Annotated in this window: 15 protein-coding genes, 1 tRNA gene and 1 rRNA gene; 15 read left to right on the top strand and 2 right to left on the bottom strand. The window is 64.8% G+C overall.

The annotated features are described in order from the left end of the window. Entirely contained in the window at positions 1 to 1,233 is a 1,233-nt protein-coding gene (locus tag KIH81_RS07550; protein WP_214304807.1) for a CdaR family transcriptional regulator, read from the bottom strand. A 335-nt stretch (positions 1,234 to 1,568) separates the two neighbouring features. On the opposite strand from KIH81_RS07550, the gene KIH81_RS07555 reads away from it, so the two are divergent. Both KIH81_RS07555 and KIH81_RS07560 read left to right on the top strand, forming a co-directional pair. Further along, the gene (locus tag KIH81_RS07555) at positions 1,569 to 2,867 is read left to right on the top strand and encodes a GntP family permease (RefSeq protein WP_214304808.1); all 1,299 of its coding nucleotides are present in this window, start codon (positions 1,569 to 1,571) and stop codon (positions 2,865 to 2,867) included. A gap of 152 nt (positions 2,868 to 3,019) precedes the next feature. Continuing rightward, complete coding sequence (locus KIH81_RS07560; protein WP_214304809.1) at positions 3,020 to 4,159, top strand: glycerate kinase; 1,140 nt, start codon at positions 3,020 to 3,022, stop codon at positions 4,157 to 4,159. A 17-nt stretch (positions 4,160 to 4,176) separates the two neighbouring features. Here the strand turns inward: KIH81_RS07560 and KIH81_RS07565 are convergent, their stop codons facing one another. Further along, the gene (locus KIH81_RS07565; protein ID WP_214304810.1) at positions 4,177 to 5,121 is read right to left on the bottom strand and encodes an AEC family transporter; all 945 of its coding nucleotides are present in this window, start codon (positions 5,119 to 5,121) and stop codon (positions 4,177 to 4,179) included. A 113-nt stretch (positions 5,122 to 5,234) separates the two neighbouring features. Between KIH81_RS07565 and dapE the strand changes: the two genes are divergently transcribed. The 13 genes from dapE to KIH81_RS07630 all read left to right on the top strand — a co-directional run. Further along, positions 5,235 to 6,452, top strand: a complete 1,218-nt coding sequence (dapE, locus tag KIH81_RS07570) for a succinyl-diaminopimelate desuccinylase (protein ID WP_214304811.1) — start codon at positions 5,235 to 5,237, stop codon at positions 6,450 to 6,452. 262 nt (positions 6,453 to 6,714) lie between these two features. Next, positions 6,715 to 9,840 (top strand): Rne/Rng family ribonuclease, encoded by a 3,126-nt coding sequence (locus KIH81_RS07575; protein ID WP_217624898.1) that lies wholly within the window; start codon positions 6,715 to 6,717, stop codon positions 9,838 to 9,840. A gap of 300 nt (positions 9,841 to 10,140) precedes the next feature. Further along, entirely contained in the window at positions 10,141 to 10,449 is a 309-nt protein-coding gene (rplU, locus tag KIH81_RS07580) for a 50S ribosomal protein L21 (protein WP_109056804.1), read from the top strand. Between the two features lie 22 nt (positions 10,450 to 10,471). Further along, positions 10,472 to 10,723 carry a 50S ribosomal protein L27 gene (gene rpmA, locus KIH81_RS07585; RefSeq protein ID WP_034527102.1) on the top strand — a complete coding sequence of 84 codons (252 nt, stop codon included), beginning with the start codon at positions 10,472 to 10,474 and terminating at the stop codon, positions 10,721 to 10,723. 65 nt (positions 10,724 to 10,788) lie between these two features. After that, on the top strand, positions 10,789 to 12,468 hold the full coding sequence (gene obgE, locus KIH81_RS07590; RefSeq protein ID WP_214304813.1) for a GTPase ObgE: 1,680 nt from the start codon (positions 10,789 to 10,791) through the stop codon (positions 12,466 to 12,468). A 126-nt stretch (positions 12,469 to 12,594) separates the two neighbouring features. Continuing rightward, entirely contained in the window at positions 12,595 to 13,728 is a 1,134-nt protein-coding gene (proB, locus tag KIH81_RS07595; protein WP_214304814.1) for a glutamate 5-kinase, read from the top strand. 46 nt (positions 13,729 to 13,774) lie between these two features. After that, positions 13,775 to 14,980, top strand: a complete 1,206-nt coding sequence (locus KIH81_RS07600) for a pyridoxal phosphate-dependent aminotransferase (protein WP_214304815.1) — start codon at positions 13,775 to 13,777, stop codon at positions 14,978 to 14,980. Between the two features lie 210 nt (positions 14,981 to 15,190). Continuing rightward, positions 15,191 to 15,266 (top strand) — tRNA-Trp (locus tag KIH81_RS07605). 39 nt (positions 15,267 to 15,305) lie between these two features. Continuing rightward, entirely contained in the window at positions 15,306 to 15,533 is a 228-nt protein-coding gene (secE, locus tag KIH81_RS07610; RefSeq protein ID WP_109056808.1) for a preprotein translocase subunit SecE, read from the top strand. A gap of 30 nt (positions 15,534 to 15,563) precedes the next feature. After that, positions 15,564 to 16,433 (top strand): transcription termination/antitermination protein NusG, encoded by an 870-nt coding sequence (gene nusG / locus KIH81_RS07615; RefSeq protein ID WP_214304816.1) that lies wholly within the window; start codon positions 15,564 to 15,566, stop codon positions 16,431 to 16,433. A 373-nt stretch (positions 16,434 to 16,806) separates the two neighbouring features. Further along, a complete protein-coding gene (rplK, locus tag KIH81_RS07620) occupies positions 16,807 to 17,238 on the top strand; it encodes a 50S ribosomal protein L11 (protein WP_003829785.1) in 432 nt (143 codons plus the stop codon). 15 nt (positions 17,239 to 17,253) lie between these two features. Continuing rightward, complete coding sequence (rplA, locus tag KIH81_RS07625) at positions 17,254 to 17,946, top strand: 50S ribosomal protein L1 (protein ID WP_109056810.1); 693 nt, start codon at positions 17,254 to 17,256, stop codon at positions 17,944 to 17,946. A 793-nt stretch (positions 17,947 to 18,739) separates the two neighbouring features. Then, positions 18,740 to 18,860: ribosomal RNA gene (locus KIH81_RS07630) — 16S ribosomal RNA — on the top strand; the annotation flags it as partial.

Here is an 18,860-nt window from a genome sequence, read left to right on the forward strand (position 1 = left end):
CTATCGAATCCTGCTGTCTGCCATGCTTATGAGCCGTCGCAGCATGAAGGCAGCGGCCAAAGTGGTGTGATCGGCCAGCTCGCGTGGATTGTAGCCGGTGAGGCGGGTGATCTTGTTCAATCGGTTCTGCACGGTGTTCTTGTGCAGGAACAGCTCCTCGGCGGTGCGCGAGATGCTGCCGTTGTGCCGCGTGTAGGCGTCGAACACGGCGTCCGCCTCGTCGATCTCCTCCTCAGTGAGCCCGCCGAACACATTCCGGACGAATCGCGCGGCGGTGTCGTCGGGCACTGAGCACAGCGCGAGGCCGATACCCATGTCGTCGTAGGCCATGACCTGCGTCGCTGCGGTGCCGACGTTGACGCCGACACCGGCGGTATCCATGGCGCCCGCGGCCGATGCGTCCGCCATCCCGGTTCGCGCACGGTCGCCGGCGAATACGGACCACAGCGCCGCCGTGCGGGCCTGTTGATAGCAACGGTGGTATTCCACCGCGGTGTGGGCCGTGTCTCCCATGCCGAACGCCAGCCGCCTGCCGTTGATGCGCGCCGCCGCGTCGCCCAACCGGACGAGCAGGTCGCGGGCTTCGTCCGGATTCAGGTGTGCGGAGTCCAGCAGCAGGCGGTATTCGCCGCCGTAGATCGTGTACAGATGCTCGGCATCGCTGCCAAGCAGCGCGTCCAGCGCATCATAGGTGCCGTCCTGCGTGGCACCGGCATCGCCGCCGGTCCCGTGTTCCAGGCGTCCCACCGCCACGATGCGCGGTCGTTCGAGATCGACGCCGAGCGTGGAGGCCAGATAGCCGATGGGCGCGGCATCCGATTGCGGGGCGATGAGCAGGTTCGTCAGGTTCGTCATCATCATGCGGCGATCGAACCGGGAGACCTGCTCCAGGTTCTCGCGCACCAGGATTTCCGTCATCTTCTTGATGACGTTGCCGAACGGCTCCACGCGGGCACGCTCGCCGGTGATGCCGACCACCGCGATCACCGTGTCGCTCTGCATGACCGGCACGTTGATGCCGTCGCGCGCGCCGGCGAACGGGTGCTCGGCGTCCACCGCCACGATCCGACCGGTCCGTGCGGCCAGCAGCGCCGCCTCGTGGTCGGTGCCGATGCGTGTGGGGTCGGTGCTGGCGATGACGCGGCCCTCCGTGTTGAAGAAGTTGATGTCGTGCTGCAGCACGCCCTTGATGTTCTCCACGATGGTGGTGGCGATGTGCGGGTCGATGTCCATCTCGCGCTCCTTCGCGTAGCGGTCCCGTCCATCCGTTCGGGCGGGCGGACCGCCGGCTGCCGGTTCTCCTAGGCTCTGTTGAACCAGGATCGACGTATCCCCCTATTCTTGGCTCCCCTTGTCAGGGGAGCTGTCGGCGAAGCCGACTGAGGGGTAGCAGCCAGACATGGATTCATGTCAATCTTGGTTTAACGAAGCCTTCTCCTATCCATGGTACCGGTAACAGTCAACCGGTCGAAAAGCGGGTATTCTCTGGTCCGAGGATGGTTGTTGGGATAGGAAGAGTGCGCGATACTGAAAACCATCCACACATACACGATCAAAGGAGATTCACCATGGTGGAAGGTGTCGCTATCGCTTGGTGGGCCGCCCTGCTGGGCCTGGCCGTGGCGATCGTCCTGATTCTGAAGAAACTCAACGCCACGTACGCGCTCATGCTCGGCGCGGTGGTCGGCTGCGTAATCGGCGGCGCGACGCTGCCTCAGACCGTCAACGTGATCGTCGCGGGCGGCCAGAGCGTGGTCGGCACCATCGTGCGTGTGCTGGCGGCGGGCGTGCTGGCCGGCGTGATGATGGAATCCGGCGCCGCCAACCGCATCGCCAAGACCATCGTCACCGTATTCGGCGAGCGATTCGCCATCCTCTCGCTGGCGCTCGCCACCATGATCATCTGCGCGGTGGGCGTGTTCATCCCCGTGGCCGTGCTCATCGTGGCGCCGATCGCGCTGGAGGTCGGCAACCGGCTGGGCATCTCCAAGGTGGCGCTGCTTGTGGCTCTTTCCGGCGGCGGCAAGGCCGGCAACATCATTTCCCCGAACCCGAACGCCATCGCCGCCGCCTCCGGTTTCGACGTGCCCCACTCCTCGGTGATGATCGGCAGCTTCGTTCCGGCCGTCTGCGGCCTGGCCATGGCTGTGCTGCTCGCCACCTTGCTGCGTGGCCGCGGCGCCGCGCCGACCGCCGCCGAGGCCGATGCCAACGACGCCGCGGATGACGCCTCCCTGCCGTCGATCGGGCGGGCGCTCGTGGCCCCGGTCATCGCCGTGGCGCTGCTGCTCGTCAACCCGATCGGCAACGTGCTGAACATCGAACTGCTCACCCGATTCCAGGTGGACGCCATGTACATCCTGCCGTTCGCCGCCGTCGTGGGCCTGTTCGCCATGGGCAAGGGCCGTCACCTGCTCGACTACTCCAAGGCCGGCATCGGCCGCATGACCGATGTGGTGCTCATCCTCATCGGCGCCGGCGCCATCGGCGGCCTCATCACCAATTCCGACCTGTCCGCGCAGATCGTGAACCTCATCAAGGCGTGGGGCGTGTCCGGCTCCGTGCTCGCCCCGCTGGCCGGCATCCTCATGGCCGCCGCCACCGCGTCCACCTCCACCGGCGTGATCCTCGGCTCCAATTCGTTCGGCGCCTCGATCCTGGACTTCGGCGTGAGCCCGGTGGCCGCAGCCGTCACCATGCAGGCCGGCGCCACGGTGATCGACCATCTGCCGCACGGCAACTATTTCCATGTCACCGGACAGTCCATGAAGATGACGGTCGGCGAACGCATGAAGTCCGTGCCGTTCGAAAGCCTCGTGGGCCTGACCATGACCGCCGTGGCCTGCCTGACCACCGGTCTGTTCTAAGAGGATGTATTCCATCCGGAAGAAAATCGCCAATCCGGTGCCGCTTTCGTGCCCCCCTTGTCAGGGGAGCTGTCAGCGAAGCTGACTGAGGGGTAGTCCTCTCGGAGATGCATTGGCGCCGGCTTACCAAAACCAAGCAAGGAAAACTGACAATGAAGTTCGTTATCGCACCTGATTCGTTCAAGAACTGCATGACCGCACGTGAGGCGGCCGAAGCCATCCGCGCGGGGCTCGCCGCCGTGTTCCCCGAGGCCGAGTATGTGATGGTCCCCATGGCCGACGGCGGCGAAGGCACCGTCCAGTCGCTCGTGGATGCCACCGGCGGTTCCCTGCGCCATGCGGACGTGCTGGATCCGCTCCAGCGCTCCACGCGCGCCGCCTACGGCGTGCTCGGTTCCGGGAACACCGCCGTCATCGAAATGGCCGCCGCATCCGGCATCCAGTTCGTGGACGACTCCACCAAGAACCCGCTCGTCACCACCACCTACGGCACCGGACAGCTCATCAAGGCGGCCCTTGACGACGGCGCCCGCCGCATCATCATCGGCATCGGCGGCTCGGCCACCAACGACGGCGGCGCCGGCATGGCCGAAGCCCTCGGCGTGCGCTTCCTCGACGCGGACGGCAATCCCATCCCGCGCGGCGGTGGATTCCTCAACCGGCTCGTCACCATCGACAGCTCCGGTCTTGACCCTCGCATTGCCGAAACGGAAATCCTCATCGCCTCCGACGTGACCAACCCGCTGGTCGGCCCCAAGGGAGCCTCCGCCGTGTTCGGACCGCAGAAGGGCGCCGCGCCGGACATGGTCAGGCAGCTGGACGCCAACCTGGCCTACTACGCGGCCATCATCAACGACCAGCTCGGCCTCGACGTGGCCCATACGCCCGGTGCCGGCGCGGCGGGCGGCCTTGGAGCGGGCCTGCTCGCTTTCACCAAGTCGCAGATGCGCTCCGGCGTGAAGATCGTGTCCGAGACCGTGGGGCTCGCCGCAAAATCGAAGGGCGCGGACTACTGCTTCACCGGCGAGGGCGGCATCGATTTCCAGACCCAGTACGGCAAGACGCCGATGGGTGTGGCGCAGGCCGCGCATCAGGGCAATCCGGACATCGGCGTCATCGCGTTCGCCGGCTACGTGGGGGAGGGCATCGACCAGCTCTACGGACTCGGCATCGACGCGGTGTTCGGCATCGTGCCCGGCGCCGTCACGCTCGACAAGGCGCTGGCCGATGGCCCCGCCAACCTAGCCCGCGCCGCCGAAAACGTCGCCCGCCTCATTGCCCTGCGCGCGTAGGGAACGTCCGCGGCCGCTCAGCTCAGCAGGAACGCGATGATCGCGATGAACACCGGGCTGGTCATCGTACTGAACAGAATGCCGTCGCGCGCGAAGGTGAGGCCCACGTTGTACCGGGCGGCGTAGTTGTACACGTTCTGCCCGGTCGGCAGAGCGGCCAGCACCACGCAGGCGTACAGTTCGGCGCCGCGGAAGCCCATCACGAAGTACGCCAGCAGGAACGCGATGATCGGCATCACGATGTTCTTCAGCACCGCCACCGTGAAGATGGCCGGGATATCGCCCTTCTTCTGCAGCGGCTTGGTGCCGTGCAGGGACATGCCGAACGCCATCAGGATCATCGGCACCGCGGATTCGCCGATCATGTTGATGGGGTCGTAGATGAAGTTCGGCACCGGGAACCAGCCCAGCTTGGCGTTGAGCGCGGAGACCACGATGCCCAGCAGCGAGCCGATGAGCAGTGGTTGGTGCAGCGGTTGCTTGGCGATCTCCTTGATCGAGACCTTGCCCTTGGTAGTCACGTCCAGCACCGTCAGACCGATCGGCGTGAACAGCGCCTGCTGCATCACCAGGATCGGCGCCACCAGCGCGCCGTTGCCCAGAATGTACGTGGCCACCGGCAGGCCGATGTTGTTGGAATTGAGGTACAGCGAATTGAGCGCGCCGATGGTGGCGTCCGGGGCCTTCAGATGGAAGAACATCCGGTTCAGGATCAGGAACACCACGCCCACAAGCACCGCGGAGAGAAACGCCACGATGATCGAAGGATGGAAGATGTCGAAGATCGGTTCCTTGGACAGGATCGCGAACATCAGGCACGGGCTGGAGACGAAGAACGAGAACCGGTTGAGCACCATCTGCGCGGAAGGACCGCCGATGCGCATATGCGCCGCCACATATCCCACGAAGATCACGATGCCGATGACGCAGAAGCCCTGCATGGCGCTGATCAGACCTGTCATATTCCTCCCTGCTTTCCGCCCCCAGTGTGGCACACCTGCATGATTTCGGCGGCCAAATCTCAAGTACCGGGCCTTGCTGGGACGCACGCCGCCCGCGCGGTACGCTGGTGGGCATGACGAATACCCAGCCGATTACCCTGAATCCCGCCGTCTCCCGGGACGAACAGCTCGCTGACCTGCTCACCCAGATCATGGAGAACTTCTCCGTCTCCGATGACGAAGGCCCCCTCGCCGACGAGACCGAGGCCTTCCTCAAGCGGCAGCCCCACCTGACCGTCCGCCGTCACGGCGACACCGTGGTGGCCTCCACCGACTTCGGCAAGGCGAGCCGCGTGATCCTGGCTGGCCACATCGACACGGTCCCCGTCATCGACAACTTCCCGCCGCGCTGGCTGGAACCCGGCGACCCGCTCATCCGCGAGGACATCGCCGAGGCGCATCCCGGCGAACGGGTGCTGTGGGGCCGCGGCGCCACGGATATGAAGGCCTCGGACGCGGTCATGCTCTACCTCGCCGCCATCCTCGACGGCCGTACCCCGCAGACCACGCCCAAGGTGGACCTCACCTACGTCTTCTACGACCATGAGGAGGTCGCCGCCGAGAAGAACGGCCTGAGGAAGGTCGTCGAAGCCCATCCCGACTGGATCCAGGGCGAGTTCGCCATCATCGGCGAGCCCACCAACTGCGGCATCGAGGGCGGCTGCAACGGCACGATCCGCTTCGACGTCGTCACCCACGGCGTGGCCGCGCACTCCGCACGCGCGTGGATGGGCGAGAACGCCATCCACAAGGCCGCCGACATCCTGAACCGACTCAACGCCTACCAGCCCGCCACCGTGAACGTGGACGGCCTCGACTACCGCGAGGGCCTCAACGCCACGCTCATCTCCGGCGGCAAGGGCACCAACGTCATCCCGGACGAGTGCCGCGTCCACGTCAACTACCGATTCGCGCCGGACAAGTCGCTGGCCGAGGCCAAGGCCCTGATGATGGGTGCGGACGCCGGCGCCGAACTCGGCAACGGCGAGCACACGGCCACCGGCGGCGTCTTCGAGGGTTATGGCATCGAGATGAAGGACGAATCTCCGTCCGCGCGTCCGGGCCTCGCCGCCCCGCTGGCCCAGGATCTGGTCCGACTGGTCCGCGAACGCACCGGCCGCGAGCCGCTGGCCAAGCTCGGCTGGACCGACGTGGCCCGCTTCTCCCAGCTCGGCATCCCCGCCGTCAACCTCGGCGCCGGCGACCCGCTGCTGGCCCACAAGCACGACGAGCAGGTGCCCGAATCCGACCTGACGCTGCTGGCCGACCTGCTGCTTGCCTGGCTCGTGTGAACGCTCCCGCGGTCGGGCTTTCGGGGCCGGGCACGTCGCCGTCGAAAAGTGTGGCATACTGAAAGACGGCGGTTCTGCATGACCGTCAGCGTGCGAGATGGCGTCGATCCCCTTGCGGCTCTCGAAAGTGAGACAACGCAAGCGCCGGTGTCCGCCGTTCGCAGGACAGACTTGAGACGAAGTTGCCTCTACGCAAGCGCGGAACCGCGCGGCCGTGGTGAGAGCACGGTGTGACATGCGTACAGGCCTGGATGGCGCCGTGATGCAGCGCGTCGCGAGGAGCATTGTGCCCACTGACAACCGTGAGGGTTTCGTCAACGGCGAAACCGATAATTCAACCGTATCCAATGCCGCTTCCGAGGCCGTCGCGGGCACCGAAAACACGGTGAACGCCGCTTCCTCCGCAAGCTCGGCATCCCAGCCGGCCGATTCCCCCGCCCCCGTGCGTCGCCGTCGTGGCGGTCGCCGCGTGGTGCGTGGCGCCGGTGCCGCCGGTGCCTCCCTCGAGCTGCAGGTCCAGGAGCATTCCGCCCGCACCGCGCCCCTGTTCGAGGCCCCCTCTCTGTCCGCCATCACCCAGGCCCAGACGAAGGACGATTCCGCGGCTCAGGACACCCCGTCCCGCCGTGCCGCCGAGGATGACGAGGCCGATATCCGTCCGGTTCGCCGTTCCCGTGTGCGCCGTGCCGCCGATTTCGAGGATGACGACGAGCCGCGTCCGTCGCGCCGCTCCCGTCGTACCGCCGTGTTCGATGACGACTACGACGAGGATCGTCCGATTCGCCGTCGTTCCCGTCGTTCCGTCGATTTCCGCGACGAGCATGACGAGCGCGACTTCCGTGATTCCCGTGACGATCGCACCCCCCGCGGCGACCACGAGGATTCCGCCGACGAGCGTCTGCTGGACGCCGTTGATTCCCTGCCGATCGGTGGCCATGACACGCCCCGTCGCGCCAAGCCGATGACCTCCCTGCTCTTCCAGGAGCCGGTGTTGCCCGCCGCACCCCTGCATGACGGCGATGAAACCGATTCCGCCGCCACCGACGATGACGATGACGAGCCGCGTCCGTCCCGTCGTTCCCGTCGTTCCCGCAACCAGTCTGATGAGGACTCCCGCCGTGCGGACGACCGCCGTGATTCCCGCGACGGTGCCGCCGACGACGAGGATGAGGACGACGATTCCGCGCGTCCATCCCGCCGCCGCTCCCGTCGCGCCAATCGCGATGACCGCGCCGAGCGTCCCGCGCGCGATGACCGTGACGATCAGGACTCCGGCGACGAGCATGACGAGAACGAAGGCGAGGAATCCGATTCCCGCCGCACCCGCCGTCGTGCCTCCGCGAACCAGGATCAGGGTCAGCAGAGCCAGCAAGGCCAGTCCGATTCGGACGAGTCCGCGGACGCCTCAGAATCGCGTCGTTCCCGCCGCTCCCGCCGTCTGAACGCCCAGGAGCGCCGTGCCGCTGCCGAAGTCGAGCAGATCGAGGAGGACCTCGAGCTGGACGACATCGTCTACAACCCGATCGCCGAGGAGGATGGCGAGGATGAGGCCGATTCCGGCCGCACCCGTCGCCGTCGCCGTCGCCGCGGCTCCCGCAGCGAGGCCGCGTCCGCGTCCGGCGAGGAGGAGAACGCCGAGACCAACGCCGACGAGGACGCCCGTTCCCGTCGCCGCGAGGATCGTGACGAGGATGACGAGGAACAGACCGTCACCCGTCGCCGTCGCCGTCGCCGTGGCAAGGGCGGCGACAACGCCGACGACCAGAACGGCGAGCAGGTCATCCGCCGCTCCCGCAAACAGCAGTACATCGACGAGATCACGGACGTGGAGGGCTCCACCCGTCTCGAGGCCAAGAAGCAGCGTCGCCGCGACAACCGCCGCGAACGCAGCCGCCAGTCCCAGCTCATGGAGCAGGACTTCCTGGCCCGCCGCGAGAACGTGGACCGCCTCATGGTGGTGCGCGAACGCGACCATCACACCCAGATCTCCGTGGTCGAGGACAACGTGCTCGTGGAGCATTACGTCTCCGACATCCAGGAGGTCCAGACCGTCGGCAACATCTACCTCGGCCGCGTGCAGAACGTGCTGCCGAGCATGGAGGCCGCGTTCGTGGACATCGGTCAGGCCCGCAACGGCGTGCTGTACGCCGGCGAGGTCAACTGGGACGCCGCCCGCCTCGAAGGCCAGCCGCGCCGCATCGAGCTGGCGTTCAAGTCCGGCGACCCGGTGCTCGTGCAGGTCACCAAGGACCCGATCGGCCACAAGGGCGCCCGTCTGACCAGCCAGGTCACGCTCGCCGGCCGCTTCCTGGTGCTCGTGCCCTCCGGTGGCATGACCGGTGTGAGCCGCAAGCTGTCCGAGCGCGAACGTTCGCGCCTGAAGAACATCGTCTCCAAGATCGCCCCGAAGGACATGGGCGTGATCATCCGCACGGCCGCCGAGGGCGCCTCCGAGGACGCCATCGTCAAGGACCTCGAATCGCTGGTGCGCCAGTGGGAGCGCATCAACGCCAAGCGTGAGGAGTTCTGGCACGGCCGTCGCCCGAAGCTGCTGCAGGGCGAGCCGGACGTGGCCATCCGCGTGGTGCGCGACATCTTCAACGACGACTTCTCCAAGCTCATCGTGGAAGGTGACAAGGTCTACGACCGCATCGAGGAATACCTCGACACCATGGCCCCGGACCTCAAGGACAAGCTGGAGAAGTGGGACCCGGCCGAGCACGAGGGCAAGGACGTGTTCGACAAGTGGCAGATCGACTCCCAGCTCAGGAAGGGCATGGAGCGCCAGGTCTACCTGCCCTCCGGCGGTTCCATCGTCATCGACCGCACCGAGGCCATGACCACCATCGACGTCAACACCGGCCGCTTCATCGGCAAGGGCAAGTCCCTGGAGGAGACGGTCACGCGCTGCAACTTGGAGGCCTCTGAGGAGATCGCCCGCCAGCTGCGCCTGCGCGACATCGGCGGCATGGTCATGATCGACTATGTGGACATGGTCATGCCCGCCAACCGCGACCTGGTGCTGCGCCGCCTCATCGAATGCCTGGCACGCGACCGCACCAAGCATCAGGTGGCGGAGGTCACCTCGCTCGGCCTCGTGCAGATGACGCGCAAGCGCATCGGCCAGGGTCTGGTCGAGGCGTTCTCGGAGGAATGCCCCACCTGCAAGGGCCGCGGCTTCATCCTCCACGACCAGCCCACGGTCTCGGCGGATTACGACGATCCGTACGCCCTGAGGGGCGGTGACCCGTTCGTCAAGACCAACAAGCATGGACGCGGCACCGCGCCGGCCCCCGAACCGGCTGGTTCCAGCCCGGACGTCAAGGCCAAGCTGGCGCAGATCGCCGCCGCCGCGGTCGCGGCGAACAACGCGGGGGAGGCGGCCTGAGTCCGGCCCCGCGTGGGCGGACCATGGAACCAACCCTGAACTTCTAAAGTCTTGACGGTCGCAACACACCAGCCGGCAACGGTCCGGCATCAGCCGGTGCCGGACTGCGGTATCGGGCCGGCGCCAACCCGGCCAACCCGGCCGAAGAACCGGCGCGGGAGCTGGTGTGTTGCGCTTGACACGCGGAACAAAATCATTTGATTTCGTCCGTGTGTAGGTGTAGATTCGAAACTCGGTGTCTGACCGCAGGCTCGGTGCGCGTTGGGCAAGCAAGCTTTCCAAAACATAAAAGGAATTACTATGTACGCGATTGTGAAGGCCGGTGGCCATCAGGAAAAGGTCGAGGTTGGCGATACCATCCTCGTGAATCGTCTCGACGCCAAGAAGGGTGAGACCGTGGAGTTCCCGGTCGCCCTCGTGGTGGATGGCGCCAACGTCACGCTGGCCGCCGCCGATCTGGCTAAGGTGTCCGTCAAGGCTGAGGTCGTTGATGACGAGGCCAAGGGCCCGAAGATCAACATCCAGAAGTACAAGAACAAGACCGGCGTTGCTCGTCGCAAGGGCCACCGCCAGCAGCTGACCGCCGTCAAGATCACGGCGATCGCCTGAGTCATAGAAAGGACCATGGATCATGGCACATAAGAAGGGTGCGTCCAGCTCTCGCAACGGTCGCGATTCGAACCCGCAGTATCTCGGCGTGAAGAAGTTCGGCGGCGAAGCCGTCGTGGCCGGCAACATCATCGTTCGCCAGCGTGGCACCAACTTCCACCCGGGCCAGAACGTCGGCATGGGCAAGGACCACACGCTGTTCGCCCTCACCGACGGCTCCGTGAAGTTCGGTGTCCGTCGTGACCGCAAGGTCGTTGACGTGATCGCCGCCTGAGCGATTCATCATCAGCTTGTAAAGCCGCGCCCGTAAGGACGCGGCTTTTTTGTAAGGTTAACCATATGAGTGATTTCGTAGATCGCGTGACCGTCCACGTCAAGGGCGGAGACGGCGGCAACGGCTCGGCCGGCATCCGTCGTGAGAAGTACAAGCCGCTCGCCGGCCCCAACGGCGGCAACGGCGGAGACGGCGGCTCCGTGATTTTCGTGGCGGACCGCAACGCCACCAGCCTGCTCGACTACCGTTTCATGCCGCACCGCACCGCAGGCAGCGGCACCATGGGCCTGGGCGACAACAAGGACGGCTCCAAGGGCGCCGACCTCATCCTGCCCGTGCCCTGCGGCACCGTCATCTTCACCGCCCGAGGCGCACAGGGCGCCCCCAAGCACCCCGGCGAGCAGCTCGCCGACCTCAGGCACGAAGGCGACCGTTTCGTGGCTGCACAGGGCGGCAACGGCGGCCTCGGCAACATCGCCCTGGCCAACCGCACCCGCCGCGCCCCCGGTTTCGCCCTGCTCGGCGAGCCCGGCGAGGAACGCGACGTGATTCTGGAGCTCAAGTCCATCGCCGACGTGGCGCTGGTCGGCTTCCCATCCGCGGGCAAGTCGTCCCTGATCGCCGCCATGAGCTCCGCCAAGCCGAAGATCGCCGACTACCCGTTCACCACGCTCGTGCCGAACCTTGGCGTGGTCATCGCCGGCGACTCCCGCTACACCATCGCCGACGTGCCGGGCCTGATTCCCGGTGCCTCCGAGGGCAAGGGCCTGGGCCTGGAGTTCCTGCGCCACATCGAGCGCACGGAGATCATCGCCCATGTGATCGATTGCGCCACGTTGGAGCCGGACCGTGACCCGATGTCCGACTACCAGGCGCTCGAAAAGGAGCTGGCGCTCTACGCGGACAAGCTGGAGCTGCCGCTCGGTGCCATCCCGATCCCCGAACGTCCGCGCCTGATCATCCTCAACAAGGTCGATGTGCCGGAGGCCAAGGAACTGGCCGATTTCGTACGCCCGGAGTTCGAGGCCATGGGACTGAAGGTCTTCGAGATCTCCACCGCCTCGCACGAGGGCTTGAAGGAGCTCAACTTCGCGCTGTCCGCGCTGGTCAAGGAGATGCGCGCGGAGGTGGCCAACCGCGAGCAGGCCGAAGAGGAGGCCCGCGTGGTCATCAAGCCGCTCGAGTCCTCGTCCCGCCGCTCCCGCCGTGCGGACGAAGGCGGCAACGCGCTGGAGTTCACGGTGGAACGCCGCGAGCTCGGCAACGGCGACGTCTTCTTCGAGGTGCTTGGCTCCAAGCCGGAGCGCTGGGTCATGCAGACCAACTTCGACAACGACGAGGCCGTGGGCTACCTGGCCGACCGTCTGGCCAAGCTCGGCGTGGAGGATGAACTGCGCCGCAAGGGCGCGCATCCGGGAGACGAAGTGCGCATCGGCCGCGGCGACCGCATGGTCGACTTCGACTGGGACCCCACCATCTCCGCCGGCGCCGAAATGCTGGACGGCTCCAACCTGGGCACCCGAGGCAAGGACCTCCGCCTGGAGGAGCTGGACCCGCGTTCCCGTCGCCGTTCCAACTCCGAACGCCGCGCCCAGTATCACGAGATGATGGACGCGCGCGCCGCCGTCCGTGAGGCGATGATGGCCGAACGTAAGGCCGGTCACTGGGCCGACCCGTCCATCGACGACGACCGCCACGACGAGACCAGCCTCTTCGGCCGCGGCGAGGATTCGGACGAAGAGTAATCTCGGCTCCCCTTGTGAGGGGAGCTGTCGGCGCAGCCGACTGAGGGGTAGTCTGCTCTCATCATGAGGTGGTACAGCCTCAACCGCCACCTTCGCGAAACAATCGACGCACATAATCGAGGAACCATGAGCACTCCGAGTCAAGCCGAAGTCCGCCGGGCCATCGCCGGCGCGGGCACCATCGTCGTCAAGGTCGGTTCCAGTTCGCTGACGCAGCCGAGTGGTCATCTCGACCCCGGCAAACTCGACGCGCTGGCCGCCGCCCTGGCGCAGGTTCGGCTCATGGGCGCGCGTGTGGTGTTGGTCTCCTCCGGCGCCATCGCCGCCGGCTTCGGCCCGCTCGGCTTCGATTCCCGTCCCACGGACGTGGCCACCCAGCAGGCCACCGCGGCCGTGGGACAGGGCCTGCTCATGGCCCGTTACGAGACGGCGTTCGCCCGTTTCGGCATTCACGTGGGCCAGATCCTCATCACCGCGGAGGATACGATCCGCGCCACCCAGTACCGCAACGTGGAACGCACGCTGGACCGTCTGCTGGACCTCGGCGTGATTCCCATCATCAACGAGAACGATTCGCTGGCCTCCAACGAGATCCGCTTCGGCGACAACGACCGGCTCTCCGCGCTCATGGCCAATCTCGTGCGTGCCGAGGCGCTGGTGCTGCTCACGGACGTGGACGCGCTGTACACCGCGCCGCCCTCGCAACCCGGCTCCCGTCGCATCGAATACGTGCCGAACGTCATCGACGCTCTGGGTGACGTGCAGGTTTCCGGTTCCGGCTCCAAAGTGGGCACCGGCGGCATGGTCACCAAGCTGGAGGCCGCCCGCGTGGCCGCCGTCTCCGGCATCCCGACCGTGCTGACGTGCGCCTCGAACGCCGGTCCCGCGCTCATGGGCGACCCGGTGGGCACCGTGTTCGCACCCGTCAAGGCCCGCGGTTCCGCCCGTCGCCTGTGGATCGGCTTCGCGGCCGACCCTCGAGGCTCCATCGTGGTCGACGCCGGCGCCGCCGAGGCGATTCGCGGCGGCCGTGCCTCGCTGCTGGCCGCCGGCGCGCTGGAGGTCCACGGCGACTTCTCCGCCGGCGACCCGGTGTGGGTGGACGCCGAATCCGGCGAACATCTGGCCCGCGGCCTGTCCGGTTTCGATTCCGAGGAGATTCCGCAGATGCTCGGCCGCAACACCGCCCAGCTCAAGCGATTCCTCGGGCCCCAGTACGCCCATCCCCTCGTCCACCGCGACAACCTCGTCCTCGTGTGACCCTGGCGTTTTCTCGCGCGGTAGTCCTACCATAATCACCATGACTATGGCTGATTGGCAGACTCTCTCCGACCGTATCAACAATGTGGCACCGAGCGCTACGCTCGCCGTCGATTCCAAAGCCAAGGCAATGAAGGCCGCCGGCTTGGACGTCATCGGCTTCGGCGCCGGCGAACCGAACTTCCCGACTCCCGCCAACGTGGTCAAGGCCGCGGCTGACGCTTGCCTGGATCCGAAGAACTACAAGTACACGCCCACCCCGGGCCTGCCGGAACTGCGCGAGGCCATCGCGGCCAAGGTGCTGCGTGACTCCGGCTACGAGATCACCCCCGACCAGGTGGTGGTGACCAACGGCGGCAAGCAGGCCGTCTACGAATCCTTCCAGATCCTGCTCAACGATGGCGACGAGGTCATCATCCCCACCCCGTACTGGACCAGCTACCCCGAGGCCGTCAAGCTCGCCGGCGGCGTGCCCGTCGAAGTGTTCGCGGGCGCGGACGTGAACTTCGAGCCGTCCCTGGAGGCCTTGGAGGCCGCCCGTACCGAGCGCACGAAGGCCATCATCGTCAATTCCCCGAACAACCCGACCGGCGCCGTGTGGAAGCCGGAGACCGTGGAGGCCATCGGCCGCTGGGCCGTGGAGCACCACATCTGGATCATCTCCGATGAGATCTACGAGCACCTGAACTACGACGATGCCCACACCACGTACATCGGCGCCGCCGTGCCCGAATGCCGCGACCAGCTGCTCGTGCTCAACGGCGTCGCCAAGACCTACGCCATGCCTGGCTGGCGCGTGGGCTGGATGATCGCCCCGGCCGCCGTGGCCAAGGCCGCCACCAAGCTGCAGGGCCACATGACCTCCAACGTGGCGAACGTCTCCCAGCGTGCCGCCCTGGCCGCCGTGGCCGGTCCCCTGGACGAGGTCTACGAGATGCGCAAGGCCTTCGACGTGCGCCGCCGCGCCATCGTGGCCGCCCTGAACGACATCGAGGGTGTCAATTGCCCGACCCCGACCGGCGCGTTCTACGCCTTCGCGGACATCACCGCCCTGCTGGGCAAGCCGCTCGGCCCCAACGGCACCGTGTGCGCCACCTCCGCCGACTTCGCCGCCGCCCTGCTGGACGAGGCCCATGTGGCCGCCGTTCCCGGCGAAGCCTTTGGCGCTCCCGGCTACCTCCGCTTCTCCTACGCCCTCGCCGACGAAGACCTCGCCGAAGGCATGCGTCGTATGAAGGAATGGGTCGAATAGATTTTATAAGACACGCCGATGCCTCCACGCATCACCACAGCCGCTCAGCCCTTGTGCCGGGCGGCTGTTCGCGTATTCGGCAACGTTTCTCGGCCTGCTCATCCAACACGCGATTTGCCATAATCCGCGGCACCCGCTAATATGTCGATTCGGCGGTTTCGCCATGGCGAAGCGTTCTCTACGGAATGCACGCCGAGGTGGATTTCACCTAGGGAAGTGGCGCAATTGGTAGCGCAACGGTCTCCAAAACCGTAGGTTGTGGGTTCGAGTCCCGCCTTCCCTGCCAAGTCTTTCGATAATCAAGTAGCTGACGCGAGGTACAGGAATGGCTAAGACGAGCAACAGTGAAAAGGCAGTCAAGCCGAATGTCTTCATGCGTATCGGTCTGTTCATCAAGCAGATCGTCGACGAGCTTCGCAAGGTCGTGACCCCCACTGCCAAGGAACTGTTCTTCTGGTCTCTGGCCGTGTTCATCTTCGTGCTGCTGCTGATGGCCCTGGTCACGGGCATGGACTTCGGTCTGGGCAAGCTCGTGCTCTGGGTGTTCGGCTGATCCGTACAACCTGAAGGTGAATGACAACGCATGAGTGATGAACTGAATCTCGAGAACCTCGACGCCGTCGCGCCCACCGAGGAACCCGCTGCTGAAGCTTCCGAAGCTCCTGCCGCCGAAGAACCGGCTGTCGAGGCCGAGCCGGCCGCTGCAGCCGAGGCTGAAACCGAAGGTTCCGCTGAACCTGAAGCTCCCGTTGCCGAAACTTCGGCTGCTCCCGTCGTCTCTTTCGATGACGATGAGGACACCGAGATCAACGAGTCCGAGCAGGCCGAAGAGACCGATGCCGGTCAGCAGGCCGTCGACGAATTCTCCAAGTCTTTGCGCACCCTTGAGGGCAAGTGGTACGTGCTGCACACCTACTCCGGCTACGAGAAGCGTGTGAAGACCAACATCGAGTCCCGTGTGGCCTCCTTCGGTATGGAAGACCAGATCTTCCAGGTCGAGGTGCCCATGGAAGAGGTCGAGAAGCACACCGAAAAGGGCAAGAAGGTCATCACCCGCGTGCGTGTTCCGGGCTATGTGCTCATTCGCATGTGGCCGGACGAGAACGCCCGCCGTGTGGTCCGTGAGACCGAAGGCGTGACCGGCTTCGTCGGCCCCACCAAGGATCCGGCTCCGCTTTCCCGTAAGGAAGTCGTCCAGATGATGGCTCCGATGATTGCTTCCGAGGCACTCAAGGCCGCTGGCGACAAGCCGGCCGCCGCCAAGAAGCGCACCGTCGAGGTCTCCTACTCCGTGGGCGATCAGGTCACCGTCACCGACGGTCCGTTCGCCACCATGGCCGCCGTCGTCTCCGATGTGGAGCCCACCACCCAGAAGCTCACCGTGCTCGTGTCCATCTTCGGCCGCGATACGCCGGTGGAGCTTGGCTTCAACCAGGTCCAAAAACTCGACTGACGCACAATGATGGAGCGCCTTCCGCGTTGCTCCTCAGTCGCGGTACCTTCGTACGCCTTCGGTTTCGGACGGCGTTCTCCGCACGCGCCGACGAATTTCAGAACCTTTCTAAAGCCCGACCCAGTGGTCGGGCTTTTTTGTATTGTCATGCATGGTCGGCGTGTTGTCCTGGTGGCCCCGCATAATAGGAAAGCTTGTGTCTGGAGGGAAGACCCGCTAGCACAGCACAGCAATATAAGTTGCGGGAGGAGACCGCCCGCGGCACCAACCCCTTGCCATGTACGGAAAAATAACGAGTCAAGACCGCACATGATGGGAGCGGGACCGCCGACGGCGACCATTTGAACCGCGTTATAGAAAGAAGAACCATAATATGGCTCCCAAGAAGAAAGTCTCAGCGCTGATCAAGCTGCAGATTCAGGCAGGCAAGGCCAACCCGGCCCCGCCGCTGGGTCCGGCCCTCGGCTCCCATGGCGTGAACATCATGGACTTCTGCAAGGCGTACAACGCCCAGACGCAGGACAAGATGGGCCAGGTCATCCCGGTCGAGATCACCGTTTACGAGGATCGCTCCTTCACCTTCGTTCTCAAGACCCCGCCGGCCGCGGCTCTGCTCAAGAAGGCCGCCGGCATCGAGAAGGGCACCGAGAACCCGCTGACCCACAAGGTCGGTTCGGTCACCAAGGCGCAGGTTCGCGAGATCGCTGAGACCAAGATGGAAGATCTGTCTGCTCGCGACATCGAGGCCGGCATGAAGATCATCGAGGGCACCGCTCGCTCGATGGGCATCACGGTTACGGACTGATAAGGAGATAGACAGATGGTAAAGCGTTCCAAGAAGTACCGCGAAGCCGCTGAGCGCGTCGATCGCAACAACCTCTACACCGCCAACGAGGCCATCGCTCTGCTCAAGAGCATGCCCTCCTACAACTTCGACCAGACCGTCGAGGCTGTGTTCCGTCTGAACGTCGACCCGCGCAAGGCCGACCAGCTGGTTCGCGGCACCGTGAACCTGCCCCACGGCACTGGTAAGACCGCCAAGGTCCTCGTGTTCGCCCGTGGCCCGAAGGCCACCGAGGCCACCGAGGCCGGCGCCGACATCGTCGGTGATGACGACCTGATCGCCAAGGTTCAGGGCGGCTTCCTCGACTTCGACGCCGTGGTCGCTACTCCGGACATGATGGGCAAGGTCGGCCGCCTCGGTCGTGTGCTCGGTCCGCGTGGCCTCATGCCGAACCCGAAGACCGGCACCGTGACCATGGACGTCACCAAGGCCGTCAAGGACATCAAGGGCGGCAAGATCGAGTTCCGCGTCGACAAGAACGGCAACCTCTCCTTCCTCATCGGCAAGATGAGCTTCGACGAGGCCGCTCTGGACGAGAACTTCAAGGCTGTGGCCGACGAGGTCAAGCGTCTCAAGCCTGCCACCGTGAAGGGCCGTTACCTGACCAAGGCGACCATCACCTCCACGATGAACCCGGGCGTTCCGGTCGATCCGAACACCCTGGCCTGAGTAAGGCTCTAGCTGCATAGCTACCTAAAGGGGACTTCCCGTCAAGGGAAGTCCCCTTTTTGCATGGCTCTGTTAAACCAAGATTGACATGGCCCTTATTCTTGGCTCCCCTTGTCAGGGGAGCTGTCGGCGAAGCCGACTGAGGGGTAGCCAGACATGGATTCATGTCAATCTTGGTTTAACAGAGCCTTTTGATGTGACTGAGCCTTTGCATGCCCATTTCCCGATGCGTCGGCAACGACTTGCGGAACGTCGCGGCTGCAGAAGTATCCAAGTTATCGATTCATATTCGGTATCGGTGTCATTACAACAACCGGAGTCAGTGAACCAACGATGAATTCTCGTGACATGCCGATGAACAGGTGAGTGGTGTTACTCCCCAGCAATGCAAAGAGGGATATTCTGATATCAGAACAGCGTTTGAAGGCTGTTTGCGACACGCCGAAGGAACCGCGTCATAAAGCCGATTCCTCGGGTTCTTGCGCGCCTTGATTTGCGCGAATCGCAATGACCGTGTAAGTTTATCTCTTGCTGCCGCTCAGCGAGTGGTTCTCTGCTTCAGAGAGTTGCTCGGTGGATGTGTGGTGGTGGTTTGAGAACTCAAGAGCGTGTTTGTACTACTTCTTTATAGTCAATGATTGCCAGTATGCCTCAAGCCCGGCCTTGTTTTGGTTGGGTTCCCTGGGAGGGGTTGAATTGGGGCGTGGTTTTTGTGAGTGTGTCCTTTTCCTTAAAAGGATTGCTTGTCAATTTTGTTTTTGAGAGTCATCTATTGGCTTCTCTGCATTGTTTTTTTGTGGAGGGTTCGATTCTGGCTCAGGATGAACGCTGGCGGCGTGCTTAACACATGCAAGTCGAACGGGATCCGGCCAGCTTGCTGGTTGGTGAGAGTGGCGAACGGGTGAGTAATGCGT

Origin of the sequence: Bifidobacterium miconisargentati, from assembly GCF_019331675.1 — a bacterium.
GTDB lineage: Bacteria > Actinomycetota > Actinomycetes > Actinomycetales > Bifidobacteriaceae > Bifidobacterium > Bifidobacterium miconisargentati.